The sequence below is a fragment of the Marinibacterium profundimaris genome, from assembly GCF_002210095.1.
GTDB classification, from domain to species: domain Bacteria; phylum Pseudomonadota; class Alphaproteobacteria; order Rhodobacterales; family Rhodobacteraceae; genus Marinibacterium; species Marinibacterium profundimaris.
In genome coordinates this window covers 256,373-277,637 of record NZ_AQQR01000005.1, presented here as the reverse complement: position 1 = coordinate 277,637, position 21,265 = coordinate 256,373, and the positions used below count along the sequence as shown (strand labels likewise).

General features: G+C 69.6%; 12 protein-coding genes and 1 riboswitch. Of the genes, 7 read left to right on the top strand and 5 right to left on the bottom strand.

Annotation, left to right across the window (positions count from 1 at the left end; translation table 11 throughout):
• The first annotated feature begins 4 nt into the window (after positions 1–4).
• The 3 genes from ATO3_RS14910 to ATO3_RS14900 all read left to right on the top strand — a co-directional run bounded on the left by ATO3_RS14910 (position 5) and on the right by ATO3_RS14900 (position 7,838).
• The gene (locus tag ATO3_RS14910) at positions 5–1,069 is read left to right on the top strand and encodes a ligand-gated ion channel (protein WP_158217981.1); all 1,065 of its coding nucleotides are present in this window, start codon (positions 5–7) and stop codon (positions 1,067–1,069) included.
• A 272-nt stretch (positions 1,070–1,341) separates the two neighbouring features.
• Entirely contained in the window at positions 1,342–3,078 is a 1,737-nt protein-coding gene (locus ATO3_RS14905; RefSeq protein WP_143747283.1) for an autotransporter assembly complex protein TamA, read from the top strand.
• Positions 3,075–7,838: a translocation/assembly module TamB domain-containing protein gene (locus tag ATO3_RS14900; protein WP_088650662.1), complete on the top strand. Its 4,764-nt coding sequence runs from the start codon at positions 3,075–3,077 to the stop codon at positions 7,836–7,838. Before ATO3_RS14905 ends, ATO3_RS14900 begins: the two co-directional genes overlap by 4 nt.
• A 173-nt stretch (positions 7,839–8,011) precedes the next feature.
• Here ATO3_RS14900 and xylA read toward each other — a convergent pair whose 3' ends face one another.
• From xylA to ATO3_RS14875, 5 genes are all read right to left on the bottom strand, one after another.
• Positions 8,012–9,313 (bottom strand): xylose isomerase, encoded by a 1,302-nt coding sequence (gene xylA / locus ATO3_RS14895; RefSeq protein WP_088650661.1) that lies wholly within the window; start codon positions 9,311–9,313, stop codon positions 8,012–8,014.
• Positions 9,310–10,761: a xylulokinase gene (xylB, locus tag ATO3_RS14890; RefSeq protein ID WP_088650660.1), complete on the bottom strand. Its 1,452-nt coding sequence runs from the start codon at positions 10,759–10,761 to the stop codon at positions 9,310–9,312. Before xylB ends, xylA begins: the two co-directional genes overlap by 4 nt.
• Before the next feature lie 137 nt (positions 10,762–10,898).
• Entirely contained in the window at positions 10,899–12,566 is a 1,668-nt protein-coding gene (locus tag ATO3_RS14885; RefSeq protein WP_158217980.1) for an AMP-binding protein, read from the bottom strand.
• 224 nt (positions 12,567–12,790) lie between these two features.
• Entirely contained in the window at positions 12,791–14,236 is a 1,446-nt protein-coding gene (locus tag ATO3_RS14880) for a cobyric acid synthase (RefSeq protein WP_088650658.1), read from the bottom strand.
• A gap of 1 nt (position 14,237) precedes the next feature.
• Positions 14,238–14,861, bottom strand: a complete 624-nt coding sequence (locus ATO3_RS14875) for an HAD family hydrolase (protein ID WP_088650657.1) — start codon at positions 14,859–14,861, stop codon at positions 14,238–14,240.
• Between the two features lie 46 nt (positions 14,862–14,907).
• A riboswitch (cobalamin riboswitch) is annotated at positions 14,908–15,125 on the top strand.
• Between the two features lie 87 nt (positions 15,126–15,212).
• On the opposite strand from ATO3_RS14875, the gene ATO3_RS14870 reads away from it, so the two are divergent.
• Genes ATO3_RS14870 through ATO3_RS14855 form a run of 4 tightly spaced genes read left to right on the top strand, consistent with a single transcriptional unit; the run spans position 15,213 to position 21,222 of the window.
• Positions 15,213–15,626, top strand: coding sequence for a DUF1636 family protein (locus tag ATO3_RS14870; protein WP_088650656.1), 414 nt, complete (start codon positions 15,213–15,215; stop codon positions 15,624–15,626).
• Positions 15,623–16,657 carry a cobalamin biosynthesis protein CobW gene (cobW, locus tag ATO3_RS14865; RefSeq protein ID WP_088650655.1) on the top strand — a complete coding sequence of 345 codons (1,035 nt, stop codon included), beginning with the start codon at positions 15,623–15,625 and terminating at the stop codon, positions 16,655–16,657. Before ATO3_RS14870 ends, cobW begins: the two co-directional genes overlap by 4 nt.
• 3 nt (positions 16,658–16,660) lie before the next feature.
• A complete protein-coding gene (gene cobN / locus ATO3_RS14860; RefSeq protein WP_088650654.1) occupies positions 16,661–19,987 on the top strand; it encodes a cobaltochelatase subunit CobN in 3,327 nt (1,108 codons plus the stop codon).
• Positions 19,984–21,222, top strand: a complete 1,239-nt coding sequence (locus tag ATO3_RS14855; RefSeq protein ID WP_233152159.1) for a cobalamin biosynthesis protein CobG — start codon at positions 19,984–19,986, stop codon at positions 21,220–21,222. Before cobN ends, ATO3_RS14855 begins: the two co-directional genes overlap by 4 nt.
• The last annotated feature ends 43 nt before the right edge of the window (positions 21,223–21,265 follow it).

The window sequence follows — 21,265 nt, the reverse complement described above, 5'->3', positions numbered from 1 at the left end:
CGAGATGCGTCGCGCGAAGACCTTTAGAGGCGCAGGGCCCGTCGCCCGCGCCATCCGGCAGACCCTGCTGAGGCTGTTTGTCGTCGTCGTGATGCTGGGCGCCACCGCCGCCTCGGCCTGCGATATTCCGGAAGATTACCTGCGCGACATCCGGCCCGACCCGGACGGGCTGCCCACCGCGATTTCGCTGGGCTTCGGCGCGGCCGACGTTCTGGGCGTGGACGACGTGAACCAGCAGCTGGTCCTGGATTTCTATGTCCGCATGACCTGGACCGATCCGCGACTGGCCGAGTTCGTCGGCTGCCGGTTTGCCGTCACCAGCGTCTGGTTTCCCGAGATCTACATCCTCAATTCCTCGAGGCTGACCCAGAAGCGCCGCAACGCGCGCAACGACCTGGGCATCGAGGACGGCGGCCGCGTGGTCTGGGTGAACCGCTACATCGGCGAGATCTCCACCTATCACAACCTGCGCCGCTTCCCGTTCGACAGCCAGGTCTTCAGCATCGAGATCAGCATCCCCGAGGCCAGCACCACCGAGGTCATCCTGGAGCCCGATTACGAACGGACCTTCCTGGGCGAAAAGCTGAACATCGAGGGCTGGAATTTCAGCGGCATCTCGCTTGAGGAAGAGGAGCGGTTCCTGCCCCAGGTCCAGCGCGAGGTTTCGATCGCGACGGTGCAGCTGCAGGCGCAGAGGAACTCGGCCTATTACGTCTACCGGGTGCTGTTGCTGCTGGTGATCGTGGTGGCGATGTCCTGGGTGATCTTCTGGGTGCCGCCGTCGCGCTACGAGTTCCAGATCGGCATCTGCGCCACCGCGATGCTGACGGCGATCGCCTTCAATTTCTCCATCGCCTCGCACCTGCCGCCGGTGGGCTACCTGACAGTGATGGACCGGATGGTGATCTGGGCGGTGCTGATGATCTTCCTGGCCTCGGTGGAGGCGCTGTACACCGCGCGGCTGGCAACACATGAGCGCGAGGACCTTGCCCTGCGCATCGACCGGCACGCGCGCTACCTGTTCCCGCTGGCCTTCTTCGGCGGCTGGGCGCTGATGATCGCGATCTGAAAGCCCGCCGCGCCCGCGTGCCGGCAACCTTGGCGCCGGCCGGGCCGGGCGCGCGTGAAACGACAAGGCGCCGGGGGGATGTTATCGCGCAACATCCGCCACCGCTGGTCCGTGTCGCGCGCATTAGTCGTTAACGTCAGGATCGGGGTTTGCTAAACAGGTGGGAAACGAGGGAACATAATTTGGGCTCGGGCGGCTTGACGAAACTGAAGAAAACAAGGCGTCCGTCCGGACGCATCCTTGCACTCGCGGTTCTGCCGGCGCTGGCCCCCGTGGGATCACCTGCGTTCGAGGCGGAGCTTTCGGCACCCGGCGCGCCGGAGCGGCTGGAACGGCGGCTTTCCGCCGGCTCCCTGACCGTGACGCTGTCGAACGAAGACGACACCCGCCACACGCCGGGAGAGATCATCGCCGCCGCGCGCGCCGATTACGCGACCCTGATCAGCCTGCTCTACGATGCCGGCTATTTCTCGCCCGAGATCCACATCATGGTCGACGGGCGCGAGGCCGCCTCGATCCCGCCGCTGGACGCGCCGGACGCGGTCAACCGGGTCGACATCACCGTGGAGCCCGGGCGGCTTTTCACCTTCGGCCGGGCCGAGATAGGGCCGCTGGCGCCGGACACCGATCTGCCCGAGGGCTTTCGCACGGGCGAGCCCGCCGGCACCCGCACGATTCGCGGCGCCGCCGTGGCCTCGATCAACGCCTGGCGCGACGACGGCCATGCCAAGGCCAGCCTGGGACAGGAACGCATCGTCGCCGATCACCCCGAGGCCAAGCTGGATGTCTCGGTCGAGGTCCTGCCCGGGCCCGAGCTGGATTTCGGGCCCCTCACCGTCACCGGCAACAAGGACGTGCGCACCGATGCCATCCTGCGCATTGCCGGCTACCCGGAGGGCGAACGGTTCGATCCCGAGCAGGTCAGCCTGGTCACCAGCCGGCTGCGGCGCACCGGCGCGTTTTCCTCCGTCACCCTGCGCGAGGCCGACACCCCCAACCCGGACGGCACGCTGGACATGGGGCTGGTGGTGGGCGAACAGCTCAAGCGCCGGATCTCCTTCGGCGCCGAGATCGACTCGGACGAAGGCATCACCCTCACCGGCGAGTGGATCCATCGCAACCTCTTCGGCGGTGCCGAGCGGCTGAAGATCGTGGCCGAGACCGGGACGAACTATTCCGACCTGGGCTTTGACGGCAAGCTGACCTTCCGCCTCGACCTGCCGGCCTATTTCGGCACCGACAACGATCTCTTCTTCCTCGGCGGGATCGAGTACAACGACGAACCGCATTACACCTCGACCAACCTCTATGGCGGCGCCGGTATCCGCCGGGTGTTCTCCGAGGAGCTGAACGGCGAGATCTCGTTCACCCCGTTCTACAGCACCGTGGACGACGCCTATGGCGACAACCGCGAGTTCCAGGAGATCCGCCTGCCCTCGCGCCTCGAGTGGGACAAGCGCAACGATCCGATCAACGCCAGCGAGGGCTTCTACCTGCGCGGCAATGTCGTCCCCTTCGTGGGCATGGGCGAGACCGAGGGCGGCGTATCGGCGCTGGTCGACGGGCGCACCTATCTCAGCCTCGGCGAACGCTTCGTGCTGGCCGGACGCGCGCAGATCGGGTCGGTTCTGGGCTCGTCGCTGACCGGGACGGCGCCGGACCTGCTGTTCTTCTCGGGCGGCGCGGACACCGTCCGCGGCCAGCCCTACCAGTCGCTCGGTGTGCCGGTGGGCGACGAACTGGCCGGCGGCAAATCCTTCCTGGGCCTCAGCGCCGAGCTGCGCACCCGGGTGACAGACGCGATCACCGTGGTGGGCTTTTACGATTACGGCGTGATCGGGCCGGACAGCTTCGTGGACGGCGATGATCCGGACCAGGCCGGCGCGGGCCTTGGCGTGCGCTACTCGCTGGCGGGGATCGGCGCGATCCGGGTCGATGTCGGCTATCCGGTCGGCGGCGACACCGGCGACGGGCTGCAATTCTACATCGGGATCGGACAGGCATTTTGACCCTCTACGTCACCAGGATCACCATCGCCGGGCTCACCGCCCTCAGCCTTTCCACCGCGGCGCCGGTGCTGGCGCAGGATGCCGACGAGGAAAGCGGCGGCCGCCTGGTGCGGCTGCTGGAGAACACGCTTTCGGGCGACGGGCGCACCATCCGCGTCGTCGGACTGGAGGGCGCGCTGTCGTCCCGGGCGACGATCCGGCGCATCGAGGTGTCGGACGACACCGGCGTCTGGTTCACGCTGGAAAACGCGGTGCTGGACTGGAACCGCCTGGCGCTGGTGCGCGGACGCTTCTCGGTCAACGAGCTGTCGGCCGAGAAGATCATCGTCGCCCGCCCGCCGGGAACAACCACCCCCACGGCCGAGGATCTCCCCACGCCCGAGGCCACGCCGTTCCAGGTGCCGGAACTTCCGGTGGCGATCAACATCGGCCAGATCGAGGTCGCCGAGATCGAGCTGGGCGAGCCGGTGCTGGGCACCCCCGCCACGCTGAGCCTGGACGGCAATGTCAGGCTTGAAGACGGCACGCTGGATGCGCTGCTGAACCTGGACCGGCTGGACCGGGACAGCGACGACGTGGTGATCGACACCAGCTTCGACAACGCGACCCGCCAGCTTGACCTGGACATCCGCCTGACCGAGGCGCCCGGCGGCCTGGTTGGCACGCTGGCCAACCTGCCCGGCAACCCCTCGATCGACCTGAGCATCGACGGGCGCGGCCCGCTGGAGCAGTTCGTCGCCACGCTGGCGCTGGAAACCGACGACCAGCTGCGGTTTGGCGGCGATGTCACGCTGCAGGGGCTGACGCCCGAAGACACCGGCAACGGCACTGTCGAACAGGGCCCGCTGCGCTTTGCCGCCGATCTGGGCGGCGATATCCGCCCGCTCCTGCCCGAGCAGTTCCACGAGTTCTTCGGCGGTGACACCCGGATCCTGGCCAACGGCCAGCGCAATCCCGACGGCGCGCTGTCGGTCGAGGCGCTGCGCATCAGCTCCGAGGCGCTGTCGCTGGACGGCGCGCTGGACATGGGCGCGGATGGCGCGGTGCAGGTCGTGGTGCTGCAGGGCGGCATCCGCCCCGTGACCGGCGAGGTCGTGACCCTGCCCGTCCCCGGCCAGGTGACCACGGTCGAACAGGTGAGCCTGAGCGCCAATTACGACGTCACCGAAAGCCGCGACTGGGCGCTGGACCTGGATGTCGAGGGGTTGGCCTCGAGCGAATTCACCCTGGACACGGCGACGATCACCGGCAGCGGCCAGACCGGCGCTACGCCTGACGACGATCTGATCGGCGGCACGATCAACGCCGAGATCGCCGGGCTGGCGATGTCGGATGCCGCGCTGGACAAGGCGATCGGCGACACGGTCAGCCTTGATGGCGGGTTCCGCCTGATCAACGCCGGCGAGCTGATCCTGGAGGCGATGAATTTCACCGGCGGCGGGCTGCAGGCCACCGTGGACGCGACGCTCGACGGGCTGGACAGCGGGCTGGAACTGGACACGACGACCCAGCTCACCGTCGCGGATCTGTCGCGTTTCGACGCGCTGGCCGACCGGCCGCTGGCCGGCGCGCTTTCGGCCCGGCTTGAAGGCAATGTCGTGCCGCTCAGCGGTGCCTTCGACATCCGCCTGACCGGCACCGCGCAGGATCTGCAGGCCGGCATCGCCGAGGTCGATCCGCTGCTGACCGGTCAGACCGACCTGGTGATCGACGCCGCCCGCGACGAAACCGGCGTGACCCTGCGCGCGTTCAACATCGACGGCACCGCGATCACCGCCGAGGCGCAGGGCGCGCTGAGTTCGACCGGCACCCAGCTGACCTTCGACGCCGAGGTCGACGACCTGGCGCGCGTGGTCCCCGATCTGCCCGGCCCCGGGCGGATCACCGGCGACCTGCAACAGGACGGCGAAGCCTATGTCGGCAACGTCGATCTCACGGCGCCGAAAGGCATCAGCCTGACAGCCAACGGCCGCTACGAGGACGGCGCAAGCCGCGCCAACGTGCAGGGCAGCCTCGACGATCTCGGCGTCTTCGTTCCGCAGCTGCCGGGCGAGGCGCAGCTGTCGGCGGACATCACCCAGGACGGCGAGATCTTTACCGGAGACCTGAACGTCTCAACCGCCGATGGCAGCGAGATCACCGCCGACGGCACCTATGGTCCCGCCGCCACCAACGCCCGGCTGAACGCGACGCTGACCGATCTCGGCATCTTCGTTCCCCAGCTGCCGGGCGAGGCCAATGTCACCGGCCGCATCCAGACCGCGCCGGAGGATCCCAACGGCTTCACCGGCACGCTGCAGGTCCGCGCCGCCGATGGCAGCACCATCGTCGCCGACGGCACCTATGCCGCCGCCAGCACCGAGGCCACGATCAACGGCGTGCTCACCGATCTGGGCCTCTTCGTGCCCCAGCTTCCGGGCGAGGCGACGATCACCGGCGAGATCAAGCAGAACGGATCGGATTACGACGGCACCCTCACCGCCGAGACCGCCGACGGCTCCGAGATCAACGCCGAAGGGACGTACGGTCCGGGCCGGACCGAGGGCACCTTTGATGCCGCCCTGGCGAACCTTGGGATCTTCGTGCCGCAGATGCCCGGCCGCGCCACCGTCACGGGCCAGGTCCGGCAGGACGGAGAGGCCTATACCGGCACCGTCCAGGCCCGCACCGCCGATGGCAGCACCGCCAATGCGCGCGGCACCTATGGGCCGGACCAGCTGCAGGCGCAGTTCGACGCCGCGCTGACCAACCTTGGCATCTTCGTGCCGCAGATGGCCGGGCGGGCCAGCGTCACCGGCGAGGTCACCCAGACCGGCGAGGCCTATGACGGCACCGTGCAGGCCAATGCCGCCGACGGCAGCCGCCTGAACGCCACCGGCACCTACGGGCCGGGCCAGACCAAGGGCCGGCTGAATGCCGAGCTGATGAACCTCGCCGCCTTCGTGCCCCAGATGCCGGGCCGCGCCACGGTCACCGCCAATGTCGAAGAGCGCGACAACGCCTATCGCGGCACGGTCGAGGCCAATACCGCCAACGGATCGACGCTGAGCGCCCGGGGCGCCTATGGCGAGGCCGAGAAGAGCGTGACCTTCAATGCGCTGCTGGCCCAGGTCGGCGCCTTCGTGGACCAGCTGTCGGGCAATGTCCGCCTTCAGGGCACCGCCAGCGAAGGCTCGGACGGGGCCTACTCCGGCAATGTCACCGCCGATGGCACGGCCGGGGTCACGCTGAACGCCAGTGGCTCGCTGACCCCGCAGGGCGCGGCAAATGTGACCTACGAGGCGACGCTGGCCCGGGTGGAGCGCTTCGTGCCCGATTTCCCCGGCACGCTGCGCTCGCAGGGCACCGCCTCGCGCAACGGCGACCGCTGGACCATCGACAGCAGCTCGACCGGGCCAGCCGGGCTCGATGCGCGGGTGGCCGGCAGCTACAACCAGGCCAATGGCACCGCCGATGTCACGGCGCAGGGCCAGGCGCTGCTGGCGGCGGCCAATGCCTTCATCTCGCCCATGGCCGTGTCCGGGCCGGCGCAGTTCAACCTGCGCCTCAACGGGCAGCCCGCGCTGCAATCGCTTTCGGGCACCATCGACCTGCCGGGCACGCGGGTCGCGATCCCGCAGATCTTCGGCCAGATCGACCCGCTGACCGGGCGCATCGCGCTGAACAATGGCCAGGCGCAGATCGACCTGCGCGGCCAGTGGCTCGACGGCGGCAGCTTCACCGTCAACGGGCCGGTGACCCTGTCGGCGCCGTACAACTCGGGCATCGACGTCGTGATGAACGGCATGGTCCTGACCGATCAGGCGCTCTATCGCACGGTGCTGGACGGCCAGGTCGGCATCGACGGGCCGCTGGTGGGCAATGGCCAGATCAGCGGCGTCGTCAACGTGGGCCGGACCGAGCTGAACATCGCCGCTACCTCGGGCGGGGCCGGCGGATCGCCGATCCCGAACATCCGGCACGAGGGCGAGGATCGGGCCTCTTACCTGACGCGGCAACGCGCCGGGCTGACCGAGAGCGCGGAGGACAGCGAGGGCGGCGAAGGCGGCGGCGGACCGGGCTACGGGCTCAACGTCACGATCTCGGCGCCGCAGCAGATCTTTGTGCGCGGCCGCGGGCTGGATGCGGAACTGGGCGGCGGGCTGACGCTGCGCGGCACGACGAACAACATCGTGCCGGCCGGCCAGATCGACCTGATCCGCGGACGGCTCGACATCGTCGGACGGCGGCTGGAGCTCGACCGCGGGCAGGTGACGCTGGAGGGCAGCTTCGATCCCTACATCGACTTCGAAGCCTCCAACACCTCCTCGGCAGGGACCGCCATGATCAACATCTACGGCCCGCTGCAGGCGCCGCAGGTCGAGGTGACCTCGAACCCCGACCGCCCGGCGGAAGAGGCGCTGGGGATGCTGATCTTCGGCGACCAGTTCGCCAACCTGTCGCCGCTGCGGATCGCGCAGCTGGCCAATTCGCTGGCGATCCTGACCGGGACCGTGGGCGCCGACGGCGGGCTGCTGGGCTCGGCGCGGAACTCGCTGGGGGCGGCCTCGCTGGACCTGACGACGGATTCCGAGGGTAATGCCCAGGTCGGCGTCGGCGCGTATCTGTCGGACGAGATCTATACCGACGTGACGGTGAACACCGAAGGCCGGACGGAACTGAACCTGAACCTCGACCTGACCGACCGGATCACCGCCAAGGGCACCGTCGACAGCGAGGGCCAGAGCGCGCTCGGCCTGTTCTTCTCGAAGGACTTCTGAGGCGCGTCGCCCCCCTGCCCGAGTGGTTCCGCAAAGAGAAAGCGCCGGCAGAGCCGGCGCTTTCTCTTTGCGGCCGGGCGCCGGCGAAGCCGGCGCAATGCCTCCGCTTGGCATCCAAATGAAAAGGGCGCCTGCTGTCGCAGACGCCCCCCGATCCCCGTCCGCGCTCCGGATCAGACGAAGCGGTTGACGTAGTTCTCCAGGATCTCCTGCTTGCCGGATTTCGGCTGCGGATCGATCCCTCCGGCCACGACCTTGTCGAAGATCGACCCAAGGTCGCTGTCCAGCATCGCCTTGCTCTCGGGCGTGTCCCAGCCGGCGTAGCGCGCGTCCAGCGCCGCCTGCAGGCCGCAGTCCTCGATCATCGCCGCCGCCGCCATCAGCCCGCGCGCGCAGATGTCCATGCCGCCCGCATGCGCCGCCACCAGATCCTGCGGATCCAGCGACTGCCGCCGCAGCTTGGCGTCGAAATTGGTGCCCCCGGTCGAGAAGCCCCCGGCCTTCAGCACGTAGTAATAGGCCAGCGCCACCTCGGGCGTGTTGTTGGGGAACTGGTCCGTGTCCCAGCCCGACTGGTAATCGTTGCGGTTCATGTCGATCGAGCCCAGCATTCCCAGCGCGCCGGCCAGCGCCAGCTCGTGTTCAAAACTGTGGCCGGCCAGGATCGCATGGCCCTGCTCGATGTTCAGCTTGACCTCGTTTTCCAGCCCGTAGCGCTTTAGGAAGCCGTAGCAGGTCGCCACGTCGTAATCGTACTGATGCTTCGACGGCTCCTGCGGCTTGGGCTCGATCAGGATCGTGCCCTCGAACCCGATCTTGTGCTTGTAGTCGACGACCATCGACAGGAACCGCGCCATGTTGTCCATCTCGCGGCCCATGTCGGTGTTCAGCAGCGTCTCGTAGCCTTCGCGCCCGCCCCAGAGCACGTAGTTCTGGCCGCCCATCTTCATGGTCGCATCCATGCAGGCCTTCACCGTCGCCGCCGACCAGGCAAAGACATCCGGATCCGGGTTGGTCGAGGCGCCCGACATGAACCGCCGGTGGCTGAACATGTTCGCCGTGCCCCAAAGCAGCTTGACCTTGCGGCTCTCCATCTTGCCAAGGAAATAGTCGATGATCTCCTCGAAGTTCTTCAGGCTCTCGGCGAAGGTCGCGCCCTCGGGGCGGACATCGGCGTCGTGCCAGCAGAAGAAGGGCTGGCCCAGGATGTCGAAAAGCTCGAACGCCGCGTCGGCCTTGGCGCGCGCATGGTCCATGTCGGCCGCCTGCTGCCAGGGCCGCATGAACGTCGGGCCGCCGAAGGGGTCGCCGCCTTCCCAGGCGAAGGAATGCCAGTAGGCCACGGCAAAGCGCAGGTGATCCTCAAGCCGCTTGCCCATGACCACCTTGTCGGGGTCGTAATGGCGAAAGGCCAGGTCCGAGGTGCTCTCGGGCCCCTCGTATTTGAGCGGGGCGATGTCGGCGAAAAAACTCATTGCAACTCCTTCACTTGCGGATAGCTGCCGCGGAACCGGGCCTGGGCCTCGGCGAATGCGGGAACGAGGGTTGGATCGGGGTCGATGGTCTCGGCGATGGCGGGCGGGGTCATGACGGCGGAGGGATCGGCGCCGGTCACCCCGCAGATCGCCAGCCGCGCCGCACCCAGGGCCGCGCCGAACTCGCCCGCCTCGGGCCGGTCGACGGGCAGGTCCAGCACGGTCGCCAGCAGCTTGCACCAGTAGAGAGAGCGCGCCCCGCCGCCGATGGCGATCACCCGGTCAAGCCGCGCGCCGGTGCCCTTCAGCGCGTCGAGGCAATCGCGCAGGGCAAAGCTGACGCCCTCCATCACCGCCTTGGCCATGGCCGTGCGGTCGGTCGCGATATCGAGGTTCAGGAAGGCGCCGCGCAGGACGCTGTCGTTATGCGGCGTGCGCTCGCCCGACAGGTACGGCAGGAAGCGCACAGGCCCCGGCCCCTGCAGATCGTCGCCCAAAGCGCCGGTCAGTGCCGCCGGGCTCTCGCCGGTGATGCGGCCCAGCCAGTTCAGGCTGTCGGTCGCGGCCAGCACGACACCCATCTGGTACCAGGCGCCGGGGATCGCGTGGCAGAAGGTGTGCACCGCGCTCTCGGCCCGGGGCGCAAAACCATCGCGCCCGGCCAGCAGCACGCCCGAGGTCCCGAGCGAGACGAACCCCTGCCCTTCCCCCAGCGCGCCGATGCCACAGGCCGCCACGGCATTGTCCGCGCCGCCGGCCACCACCAGGCAGCCCTCGGGCAGGCCCAGTTCGGCCGCGCGCTCCGGCAGCACCGGGCCGACCACGTCCGAACCTTCCAGAAGCTCGGGCATCTGGTCGGCGCGCATGCCCGAGGCGGCCAGCAACTCGTCGGACCAGGCGCGCGCGCCCACGTCCAGCCACGAGGTCCCGGCGGCATCCGACATCTCGGAGGTCGCGCGCCCGGTCAGCCAGAGGTTCAGGTAATCCTTGGGCAGCATGGCCGTGGCCACGCGGGCGAAAAGCTCGGGCTCGTTCCGCGCCATCCAGACGAGCTTTGGCGCCGTGAAGCCCGGGAAGACGATGTTGCCCGACAGGTCGCGCACGCCGGGCGTCGCATCAAGCTCGGCGGCCTCGGCATGGCTGCGCGTGTCGTTCCACAGGATCGCCGGGCGCAGCACCGCGCCCCCGGCATCCAGCGTCACCGCCCCGTGCATGTGCCCTGAGGTCGCCAGCCCCTTCACCGCCGCCATCGCCTCGGGATGGGCGGCGCGCAGTTCGGTCAGCACGGTGCCCAGGGCGCGGATCCAGTCGGCGGGGTCCTGCTCACTCCAGCCCGGATGCGGGTGCTCGGCGGGATAGGCCGCCTCGGCCTGGCCGACAACGTCGCCCGTCTCCGTCACCAGCAGGGCGCGCAGCCCGGATGTGCCCAGGTCCAGACCGATGAACATGGCGCTCTCCCTCTTTTTTGCAAAATGTCCCGCCGGGTCACCCCACCGGGACATGTCCTCCGGCATGTTCCCGCTAACATCGCCGGCGACGGGCCGGCGTGTCAAAGGGGGTGCATGCGTTCGGATGCATAAGAACCCTATCCTTGCCCGCTGGGCAAGGGGGTCAGGGAGCCGCCCATGTACGCCTCGCGCAGGGCGCCGCGCTGAAGCTTGCCGCTGGTGGTGCGCGGGATCGCGCCCCGCGGCACAAAGAGCATCTCGCCGGGCGCAATACCCAGCTCGCGCGTCATGCGTCGGCTGATGCGGCCGGCCATGTCCTCGAGCATCTCGGGCGCCGACCGCCTGTCGACCTCGACCACCAGCACCGCCACCGTGCCGGAGCCGTCGCGGGTCACGGTAAAGGCGGCGGCGCGTTCCATGGCGCCCGATCCGCCCTCTCCCTCGGCCAGCTGCTCGATCTCGTCGGGCATGTAGCTGGTCCCGTCCAGGATCAGCACCTCGCGGGCGCGACCGGTCAGGTACATCTCTCCGCGCCGCATGAAGCCCAGGTCGCCGGTGCGAAACCAGCCGTCGACAAAGGCGTCCTTCGTCAGGCCCGGCGCGCCGAAATAGCCCGAGACCAGACCGCCGGCGCGCAGCCAGACCTCGCCCACGTGGCCTTCGGGCATCTCGCCCTCGGGGCCCATGATCTTCAGCTCGGTCTCCTTCAGGGGCGCGCCGCAGCAGACGACATCGACACGGTCGCCCCGGTCGTCGGGCTCGGATATGCCGATGCGCAGACCCACGGCCTTCTGGTCCAGCGTCACGCCCAGCGTCGCCTCGGCCATGCCGTAGGAGGGCGCGAGCATCTCGGCCGGGCAACCGGCCTCCGAGAACTTGCCCATGAAATCCGACAGGGTCTCGGCCCGCGTCATCTCGGCCCCGATGAAGCAGGTGTGCCAGCCGGACAGGTCCATCTTGGCCAGCCGCGCCTCGCTGACCTTGTTGACCGCGTGGTGCACGCCGAAATTGGGCATGCCGCACATCGGCGCGTCCATCTCGCCCAGAAGGCGCAGCCATTCGTGGGGCCGCGCGAGGAAGGCATTGGGCGGAAAGACCGCCACGTCGACGCCGTTGAGAATGCCGCCGATCGTCATGACCAACCCGAAATCGTGGTAAAGCGGCAGCCATGTCGTCCCCGACCGGGGCGCCACGCCCGCGCGGCGGCGGGTGGCGGCGTCGAACATGGCCCAGATGTTGTGCATCATGCCCCGGTGCGTCACCTGCGCCGGCTTCGGCGCCCCGGTGGAACCGCTGGTGAGCTGGATATAGGCCACGTCTTCCGGCGCCGCATCAAAGGGCTCGGGCCCCGGCGCCGCCTCTGTCCCGCTCAGCAGGGCGGGTGTGATCACATCGCAGCCCTCGGGCGCCATGTCGGCGCGTTTGCGCAGCCCCTCGCCGCAGATCACCATCCGCGCGCCAAGCCGGGCGGCGATGCCGAAGGTCTTCTCGGCCAAGAAGGAGCCCGAGCCCATGGCCAGCCCCGGAGAGGCCGCCACCGGCATCGCGCCGAGCCAGACGGCGCCCAGCCAGCAATCCAGCCAGTCCCAGGAATTCGGCAGGCAGATCAGGACCCGGTCGCCCGGGACCACGCCGCGCGCGCTAAGGCGTCCGGCCATGGCCCGGGCCGCGTCCAGGAAATCCTGATAGCTGCGGTCGCTCACCGGCCGGCAGCGGCCGTCGTACATGGTGATCCTGCGGTCAGAGCCCGAATGGGCCGCCGCCCGCAGAGCGTCGATCAGGTTGCGGTTGTCGCTGTGATGCATCGCCCTTTCCTCGCCGCGGCGATTGCTCTTTCCGCGCCGCGGCATGGTCATGATATGGGTCCTGACCCGCCCATGTACAGAGATCGCGCGGCGTCGCCCCTGTCATTCAAGTGGAGCTCCGCCGACAAGGCTCGCGGCGCAGGCAAAGACGCAGCGCCGTCGGGACAGGGGAAGACAGGCCGGGCGGCGCGCCGGGGCCTGGTCGCGTGCGGGGCAAGGCGTGGTCAGCGCGCCAGGGCGATCAGACCGTCGATGTCGAGATGGGTTTCCAGGTGGGCGGCCAGCGCGTCAAGCGCGGCTTCGACGCCCGCGTCAAACGCGGTGGCGGCGCCGGTGACGCCCAGGCCGGCCAGCAATGCGGTGCGGAAGCCATCGTCGCGGAACAGGCCGTGAAGGTAGCTGCCCATGACCTTGCCGTCGGGGCTGGTGGCGCCTTCGGGGCGGCCATCGACCTCGGCGAAGGGGCGCGCGCAATCGGCTCCCTCGGTCCGGCCGATGTGGATCTCGTAGCCCGAAAAGGCCCTGTCCGTGGCCAGGTGGCGACCGGTGGCGCGGGTCAGCCGCTTGTCGGGGCTCATCCGGGTTTCGACGTTCAAAAGCCCCAGGCCGGGGGTGTCGCCGGCCGGCCCCTCGATCCCCTCGGGGTCAGAGACAGAGGTGCCAAGCATCTGGTATCCCCCGCAAATTCCCAGGATCGCCCCGCCCCTGCGCCGATGCGCGGCAAGGTCCACATCCCATCCCTGGGCGCGCAGGAACGCCAGATCGCCACGCGTGGATTTGCTGCCCGGCAGGATCACGAGGTCGGCGTCACCCGGTAGCGCCTGCCCGGCCGTCAGCATCGTCACCCGCACCCCGGGATGCTGCGACAGCGGGTCGAGATCGTCGAAATTGGCGATCCGTGACAGGGCGAGGCAGACCACGTGCAGCCCTTCGGTCGCGGGGCCCGAGGAGATGTCGAGCGCGTCTTCGGCCGGCAGACGCCAGGCCTCGGGAAACCAGGGGCAGACGCCGAACCCGGGCCAGCCGGTGCGGTCTGCGATGAAGGAATAGCCGTCGTCGAACAGCCGGGGATCGCCGCGGAACTTGTTGATCAGGAAGCCTTTTACCCGCTCGGCGTCTTCGGGCGAAAGCACCGCCTGGGTGCCGACCATCTGGGCGATGACGCCACCGCGGTCGATGTCTCCGGCAAGGATCACGGGGACCTTTGCGGCCACGGCAAAGCCCATGTTGGCGATGTCGCCCTGCCTCAGGTTGACCTCGGCCGGGCTGCCGGCGCCTTCGACGATCACCAGGTCATGGGCGGCCTCAAGCCGTTGGAAACTTTCAAGAACCGAGGTCATGAGCGTCGGTTTCAGGCGCGCGTAGTCGGCGGCCCTGGTGGTGGTCAGCCGCCGGCCCTGCACCACGACCTGCGCGCCCACATCCGTCTCGGGCTTCAGCAGGACGGGGTTCATGTCGGTCACGGGCTCCAGCCCGCAGGCCTGCGCCTGCAACGCCTGGGCGCGGCCGATCTCGCCCCCGTCGGCGGTGACGGCGGCGTTGTTGGACATGTTTTGCGGCTTGAAGGGCGCGACGCTGAGGCCACGCAGGCGGGCGGCGCGGCACAGGCCCGCGACCAGCATGGATTTGCCCACGTTGGAGCCGGTGCCCTGGATCATCAGCGCGGGCATGTCAAAGCCCCAGCCGTGCGGGAAGCGCCGCCCGGGTGGCGGGCGTGAAATGGAAGACCTGCCAGCCAAGGTTCTGAGCGGACGCGATATTTTTCCCCAGATCGTCGATCAGCAGGATCCGGTCGGAGGGGACGCCGGCCCAATCCTCGATCTGCCGGAAGAAGCCCGCATCGGGCTTGGCCACGCCCATCCGGCCCGAGGCGAAGATCCGCTCGACCAGCCGGCCGATGCCCATGTCCTCTTCGATGTAGCGCGCGCGGTGCTGTTCGTTGTTGGTGCCGATGACCTGCCGCACGGCCAGCCGTTCGGACAGTCGTTCGGACAGCGCGATGATCTCCCGGTCCGGGCGCGCGTCCTTCTTCCACCAGTAGGCGACAAAGTCCCGCGCGTTGATGGCATGGCCCTGATCGGCCAGCCACGGCCCCACCAGGTCGTGCAGGTCAAGCCGGCCCGAGATCACCTCGCGCATCCGGCCGGAGCGGAAGACGAAATCGGAAAAGGCATTGGAATCAATGCCAAGATCCCTCTCCAGGCCATCGGCCCAGACAAAGCGGCCATCGACGATATTGGCGTTCAGCACGCCGTCGAAATCCCAGACCACAAGGTCGAAGTCGCCCGATGACATGGTCCCTGCCCCCGTTTTCGCCGCTTGACTTATGCCGGGCGTCCCTTGATGGTCGCGCCCTGCTGGTGCCTGTCTTAGGACAGGTGAAAAGGGAATGCGATAGGGGCCTGTTCAAAGCGGCCCCGAAGCGCAGCCGCCCCCGCGACCGTGACCGGAGAGGCCGGCCAATGCCACTGAGAAATCGGGAAGGCAGGCTGTCCGACAGGCGCCCCAAGGGGCCTGACATCCGCAAGCCGGGAGACCTGCCAGCGACGAATGACGGTACCGGACGGGGTGTGTCGGTGGCGGGTTTGCTTGACACAAGCGGTCCCGGCCTGCCCCAGAGACATGCGAAAGACATGCGAGGGCGCGATGGACGATTGTTCCGTTTTGTACAAAGGCGAAACCGGGGGCGAACCGGTGGATTTGCTGATTTGTACAAAATGCAAAATGGGGCTGCCGGTGGAGGACGAGGCCGACCGGCCCGGCGTGAAGCTTCATGCCGCGCTGCGGCAAGCCGGTCTGCCGGACGGCGTGCGCCTGCATGCCGTCGAGTGCCTGTCGAATTGTGATCACGGCTGTTCGGTCGCCCTGCGCGGCGGGCCGAAACGCTGGACCTATGTCTATGGCAACCTCGATGCCCAGGAGGCATCGGTCGAGACCATCGTCGAGGGCGTGACGCGTTACCTCGACACCGAAAACGGGCTCGTGCCCTGGCGCGAACGTCCCGTCCATTTCCGCAAGAACTGCATCGCCCGCATTCCCCCCCTGGAGCTGCCCGAATGACCACGCTTGAAAAACTGCCCGTCACCGTCGTGACCGGCTTCCTCGGATCCGGCAAGACGACCCTGATCCGCCACCTGATGCAGAACCCCGGCGGCCGGCGGCTGGCCGTGGTGGTGAATGAATTCGGCGATGTCGGCGTGGATGGCGAGATCCTGAAGGGCTGCGCGATCCCCGACTGCCCCGAAGAGAACATCATGGAGCTGGCCAACGGCTGCATCTGCTGCACCGTGGCCGACGATTTCATCCCCACGATCGAGGCGCTGATGGCGCTGGAGCCGCGGCCCGATCACATCCTGATCGAGACCTCCGGCCTGGCGCTGCCGAAGCCGCTGCTGAAGGCCTTCGACTGGCCCGATATCAAGAGCCGGATCACCGTGGACGGCGTGATCGCGCTGGCCGATGCCGAGGCCGTGGCCGCCGGGCGGTTCGCGCCGGACGTGGCGCGGGTGGATGCGCAGCGGATGGCGGATGACAGCATCGACCATGAAACCCCGCTGTCGGAGGTCTTCGAGGACCAGATCTCCTGCGCGGACATCATCCTGCTGACCAAGCCGGATCTCGCCGGGGCCGAGGGCGTGGCGAAGGCCAGGGCGGTCATCGCGGCGGAAGCGCCCCGCAGCCTGCCGGTGATCGAGGTGGCCGAGGGCGCGGTGGATCCGCGGGTGATCCTGGGGCTGGAAGCGGCGGCCGAGGACGACCTGGACGGGCGGCCCAGCCATCATGACGGTGTGCCGGAGCATGACCACGAGGATTTCGATTCGATCGTGGTCGAGGTGCCCGAGCTGGCCGACCCCGCCGAGCTTGTGGCAAAGATCGAGCGGCTGGCGAAGGAGCAGAACATCCTGCGCGTGAAGGGCTATGCGGCCGTGTCGGGCAAGCCGATGCGCCTGCTGGTGCAGGCGGTGGGCGCGCGAGTGCGCCACCAGTATGACCGGATGTGGAATGGCGACGCGCGTGTGGGCAAGCTGGTGGTGATCGCCGAGCATGACGATATCGCGCCGGCGAAGATCCACGAGGTGCTGTTGGGCTGAGCCATGCATGTCGTCTTTCGCGAGCGCCAGGGACTGGAGGAGAGCGACACGCCCGTCGACCTCGACCAGTCGCCGGCCGAGCTGGTGGTGCTGTCGTTTTCCGACAGTGACCTGGGCGCCTTCGCCGCCGGCTGGCATCGCGGGGGCGGCGCCGGGCGCATGCCCTCGTTGCGGCTGGCGAACCTGGCGGCGCTGAAGCATCCGCTGTCGGTCGATACCTATGTCGAGAAGACGCTGGGCGCCGCCAGGGCGGTGCTGGTGCGGCTGATCGGCGGAGTGCCCTATTGGCGCTATGGGCTGGACCAGCTGCGCGACCTGGCGCAGCGGAGCGGGCTGGCGCTGGCGGTGCTGCCGGCGGACGGGCGGGACGATCCGGCGCTGGACGGCTATTCGACGCTGCCGGTCTCGACGCTGCGGCGGTTGCGGCATCTGTGCGACACCGGCGGCGCGGTGGCGGCGCAGGCGGCGCTGGCGCAGTTGGCCCTGGCGGCGGGGCTGTATGCCGGGCCGGTCAGGGGGGCGAAGGCGCTGCCGCTGGTGGGCGGATGGGTGCCGGAGAGCGGGCTGTGCTGTCCCGCGGTTGGCGCCTTTGGCGCGGTCGGAGGGGGGCTGTCTGCCCCCCGGCTCGGCGGGGCCGAGCCCCCCCCGAGAGGTATTTCTCCCAAGAAGAAAGTGCTGGTGGTGTTCTACCGGTCCTATCTTGCGGCGGCGGATCTGGGACCGGTCGAGGCCTTGTTCGGGGCGTTGCGCGCGCGTGGCTGCGAGGTGATGGGGCTGTTTGCGCCGTCGCTGAAGGCGCCGGAGGCGGCGGGCTGGATGGAGCGCTGGGTCAGGGCGCTGGAGCCGGCGGCGATCGTGAACGTGACGGCGTTTTCGGGGAAAGGGTCAGGCGGGGTGTCGCCGCTGGATGCCGGCGGTGTGCCGGTGTTCCAGGCGGCGCTTGCGACCTCGGGCCGGGCGGCCTGGGCGGAGGCGGAGCGTGGGCTGTCGCCCGCCGACCTGGCGATGCATGTGGTGTTGCCGGAGGTGGACGGGCGGATTTCGGGCGGCGTGGTGTCGTTCAAGGAGGAACAGGCGCGGGATCCGGCGCTGGAATTCGCGCGGGTGGCCCATGTGGCCGAAGGCGCGCGGGTCGAGGCGCTGGCGGATCGGGTCAGTGGCTGGCTGGGCCTGCAGGCGGGGCACGGCGGGCAGGTCGCGCTGGTGCTGTCGACCTATCCGGGCAAGAACTGGCAGATCGGTCATGCCGTGGGGCTGGATGCGCTGGCCTCGGCCCGGGCGATGCTGGAGGACCTGGGGCATGCGGCGCCCGAGGATCTGGCGGGCGCGTTGCAGGCCGGGCGTCTGCGGTTTTCGCTGAAGGACTATGGTGCCGCGCTGGAGGGGGTGCCGGAGCGGCTGAGGGCGGATTTGCGGGCGGCCTGGGGCGCGGCGGAGGAGGATCCGGCAGTTGTGGACGGGGCCTTTGAATTTGCCGCGATCCGGGTGGGCGAGGCCGTGGTGGCGCTGCAGCCCGAGCGCGGGGACGTGGCGGCGCGGGAGGACGAATACCACGACCTCGCCCGGGTGCCACGGCATGGATACGTGGCGTTCTACCTGTGGCTGAGGGCGCGGGCGCGGGCGCTGGTGCATATCGGCGCGCATGGCACGCTTGAATGGCTGCCGGGCAAGGCGGTGGCCTTGTCGGGGGAATGCTGGCCCGAGGCGCTGGTGGGCGATCTGCCGGTGATCTACCCGTTCATCGTGAACGATCCCGGCGAGGCGGCGCAGGCCAAGCGGCGGATCGGTGCAGTGACGATCGGGCATGTGCCCCCTCCCCTGCGGGATTCCGGCACGCCGGAGCGGCTGGCCCGGCTGGAGGCGCTTCTGGACGAGTTCTCCAATGCCGACGGGCTGGACCCGCGGCGGCGCGATGCGCTGCAGGAGGATATTCGCGGCGAGGCGCAGGCGCTGGGGCTGGAGCAGGACCTGGGGCTGGAGGCCGGCGCCTGCGCGGCCGAGGCGATCACCCGGATCGACCGCTTTGTCTGCGACGTGAAGGAGAGCCAGTTCGGCGACGGTCTGCACGTCTTCGGGCGGGCGCCTGCGGCTGGCGGTGTCTTTGATGCGGGGCCGTCGGCGGTGGCGGAGCGCAGGGCCCTGGCCACGGCGCTGGCGGGGCGGTTCGTGGAGGCCGGGCCGTCCGGGTCGCCCTATCGCGGGCGCAGCGATGTGCTGCCGACGGGACGGAACCTTCATACGACCGATCCGAGGTCGGTGCCGACGCGCGCGGCCTACCGGCAGGGCAAGCGGCTGGCCGAGGAGCTGGTGCGACGGCATCTGCAGGAGGAAGGCGACTGGCCGAGGGGCGTGGTCGTGGATCTTTGGGGGTCAGCGACGATGCGGACCGCCGGGGAAGAGTTTGCCATGGCGCTGGCGCTGGTCGGCGTGACGCCGGTCTGGGACGCGGGATCGGAGCGGGTCTCGGGGATCGAGGTGGTGCCGCTGACCGAGATGGACCGGCCGAGGATCGACGTGACGCTGCGGGTCTCGGGGCTGTTCCGGGACGTGTTTCCGACGCTGGCGACGCTGTTTGCGCAGGCGGTGCGGCTGCTGGCGGCGCGGGACGAGGCGGTGGATTTCAACCCCTATGTGGGCCGCGAGGCGGCGCGGGTCTACGGGCCGGCGCCGGGGTCCTACGGGCTGGGCATGGGCGAGGCGCTGGAGACCTATTCCGAAGAGGCGAAGCGGCGCGCCGGCGAGGCCTGGCTGACGGCGAGCGCCTGGGCGCTGGACGGTGCGAAGCCGGTGCGCGATGACCAGGGGATCAGGGACCGGGTCCGGCAGGCGGATGCCTTCGTGCACCTGCAGGACCTGGCGGAAAGCGATCTGCTGCTGGCCTCGGATTATGCCGCGCATGAGGCGGGCTTTGCCGCGGCGCAGGCGGTGACGGGCGGCAAGGCGGCGCTGTGGCACGTGGACAATACCGATCCGGACGCGGTGCGGGTGCGCGCCCTGCCCGAGGAGATCGCGCGGGTCGTGCAGGCACGGGCGGCGCATCCGGGCTGGATCGCGGGCATGCAAAGGCACGGGTTCCGCGGCGCGGCGGAGATCGCGGCGACGCTGGATCACATGGCGGCTTTCGCGCATCTGGCGGGCGTGGTGGGGGATCACCTGTTTGATCTCTATTTCGATGCGACGCTGGGGGATGCGGCGGTGGAGGATTTCCTGAGGCAGGAAAACCCGCAGGCCCATGCGGCGATGTGGGACCGGTTCCGCGCGCTGCAGGCGGCGGGGCTGTGGGAGAGCCGGCGGAATTCGATCCGGGCGGCGCTGGAGGCGGCGGAATGAGCCGGGCGTCGGACAAGGCGCCGGAGGGCGCGCGGGCCGGGGCTGCCGCGGCGCCCGGCGTGAAGGGCTGGTGCCCGGGCGCCTGGGTGCCGATGGCCTCGGGCGACGGGCTGGTGGTGCGGGTGCGGCCGCGGCTGGCGCGGCTGTCGCGGGCCCAGGTCGAGGGGCTGTGCGACGTGGCGCTGCGCTACGGATCGGGGGTGATCGACATCACCAGCCGGGCCAACCTGCAGCTGCGGGGCGTGGCCGAGGCCGATCACGAGGCGCTGTTGCAGGAGCTGGCGCGGCTTGGTCTGCTGGACGTGGATCCGGGCCTTGAAGGGCGGCGGAACGTGCTGGTGGCGCCGGACTGGCGAACCGGGGACCGGACCGCGCGGCTGGCCGAGGCGCTGCTGGCGCGGCTGGCCGATCTGCCGGAGCTGCCGGCGAAGTTCGGATTTGCCGTCGATGCCGGGGCGGCGCTGTGGCTGGAAGGCGCCTCGGCCGATATCCGGCTGGAGACGGGTGCGGATGGCGGGCTGGTGCTGCGGGCCGATGGCGCGGCCAGCGGGCGGGCGGTGCGCGAGGACGAGGCCGTGGACCGGGTGGTCGAGCTGGCGGAGTGGTTCGCCGTGGCGGCCGGGCGGGCAAGCGGTGGGGCAAGCCCCACCCTACGGCGCATGACGCGGATGGCGCGGCTGCTGGAGGCTGTGCCGCTGCCCGAGGCGTGGACGGGCGTTGCGCCCTGCGCCGGGCGCGCCGCTCCGCGGGGGCCGGGGATGACACGGATCGGGCCGGTGGTGGGCTTTGCCTTCGGCCAGGCCCGGGCCGGGCGTCTGCCGGAGATCCTGAAGGCGGCGGGGGCCCAGGCCGTGCGGGTCACGCCCTGGCGCTGCCTTGTGCTGGAGGGCGGACGGGCCGTCGCCCATGCGCCTGACCACGCGATCACCGATCCGGGCGATCCGCTGCTGGGCATCGATGCCTGCCCCGGCGCGCCCCTCTGCCCCTCGGCCAGTGTCGAGACCCGGGCGCTGGCCCGGCGGCTGGCGCGGGAGCCGGGGCTGGCGGGGCGCAGCCTGCATGTGTCGGGCTGTGCCAAGGGATGCGCGCGGGCGCGGCCTGCCGATCTGGTGCTGGTGGGGCGCGAGGGGCGCTTCGACCTTGTCGCGAACGGCCATGCATGGGATGAGCCCTGCCAGCGCGGATCGGGACCGGACGAGCTGGACGCGCTTGTCCGACAGGCGCCGGTCCCGTGACGCCACGACAGACCGACGATCCGAAGAAGACCCTGCGATGACC

Excerpts from the sequence above, each read along its gene's own strand:
- ATO3_RS14910 (WP_158217981.1), top strand. The coding sequence starts at position 5 with ATGCGTCGCGCGAAGACCTTTAGAGGCGCAGGGCCCGTCGCCCGCGCC.
- xylA (WP_088650661.1), bottom strand. The coding sequence starts at position 9,313 with ATGAGTTTTTTCGCCGACATCGCCCCGCTCAAATACGAGGGGCCCGAG.
- xylB (WP_088650660.1), bottom strand. The coding sequence starts at position 10,761 with ATGTTCATCGGTCTGGACCTGGGCACATCCGGGCTGCGCGCCCTGCTG.
- ATO3_RS14885 (WP_158217980.1), bottom strand. The coding sequence starts at position 12,566 with ATGCATCACAGCGACAACCGCAACCTGATCGACGCTCTGCGGGCGGCG.
- ATO3_RS14880 (WP_088650658.1), bottom strand. The coding sequence starts at position 14,236 with ATGCCCGCGCTGATGATCCAGGGCACCGGCTCCAACGTGGGCAAATCC.
- ATO3_RS14875 (WP_088650657.1), bottom strand. The coding sequence starts at position 14,861 with ATGTCATCGGGCGACTTCGACCTTGTGGTCTGGGATTTCGACGGCGTG.
- ATO3_RS14870 (WP_088650656.1), top strand. The coding sequence starts at position 15,213 with ATGGACGATTGTTCCGTTTTGTACAAAGGCGAAACCGGGGGCGAACCG.
- cobW (WP_088650655.1), top strand. The coding sequence starts at position 15,623 with ATGACCACGCTTGAAAAACTGCCCGTCACCGTCGTGACCGGCTTCCTC.
- cobN (WP_088650654.1), top strand. The coding sequence starts at position 16,661 with ATGCATGTCGTCTTTCGCGAGCGCCAGGGACTGGAGGAGAGCGACACG.
- ATO3_RS14855 (WP_233152159.1), top strand. The coding sequence starts at position 19,984 with ATGAGCCGGGCGTCGGACAAGGCGCCGGAGGGCGCGCGGGCCGGGGCT.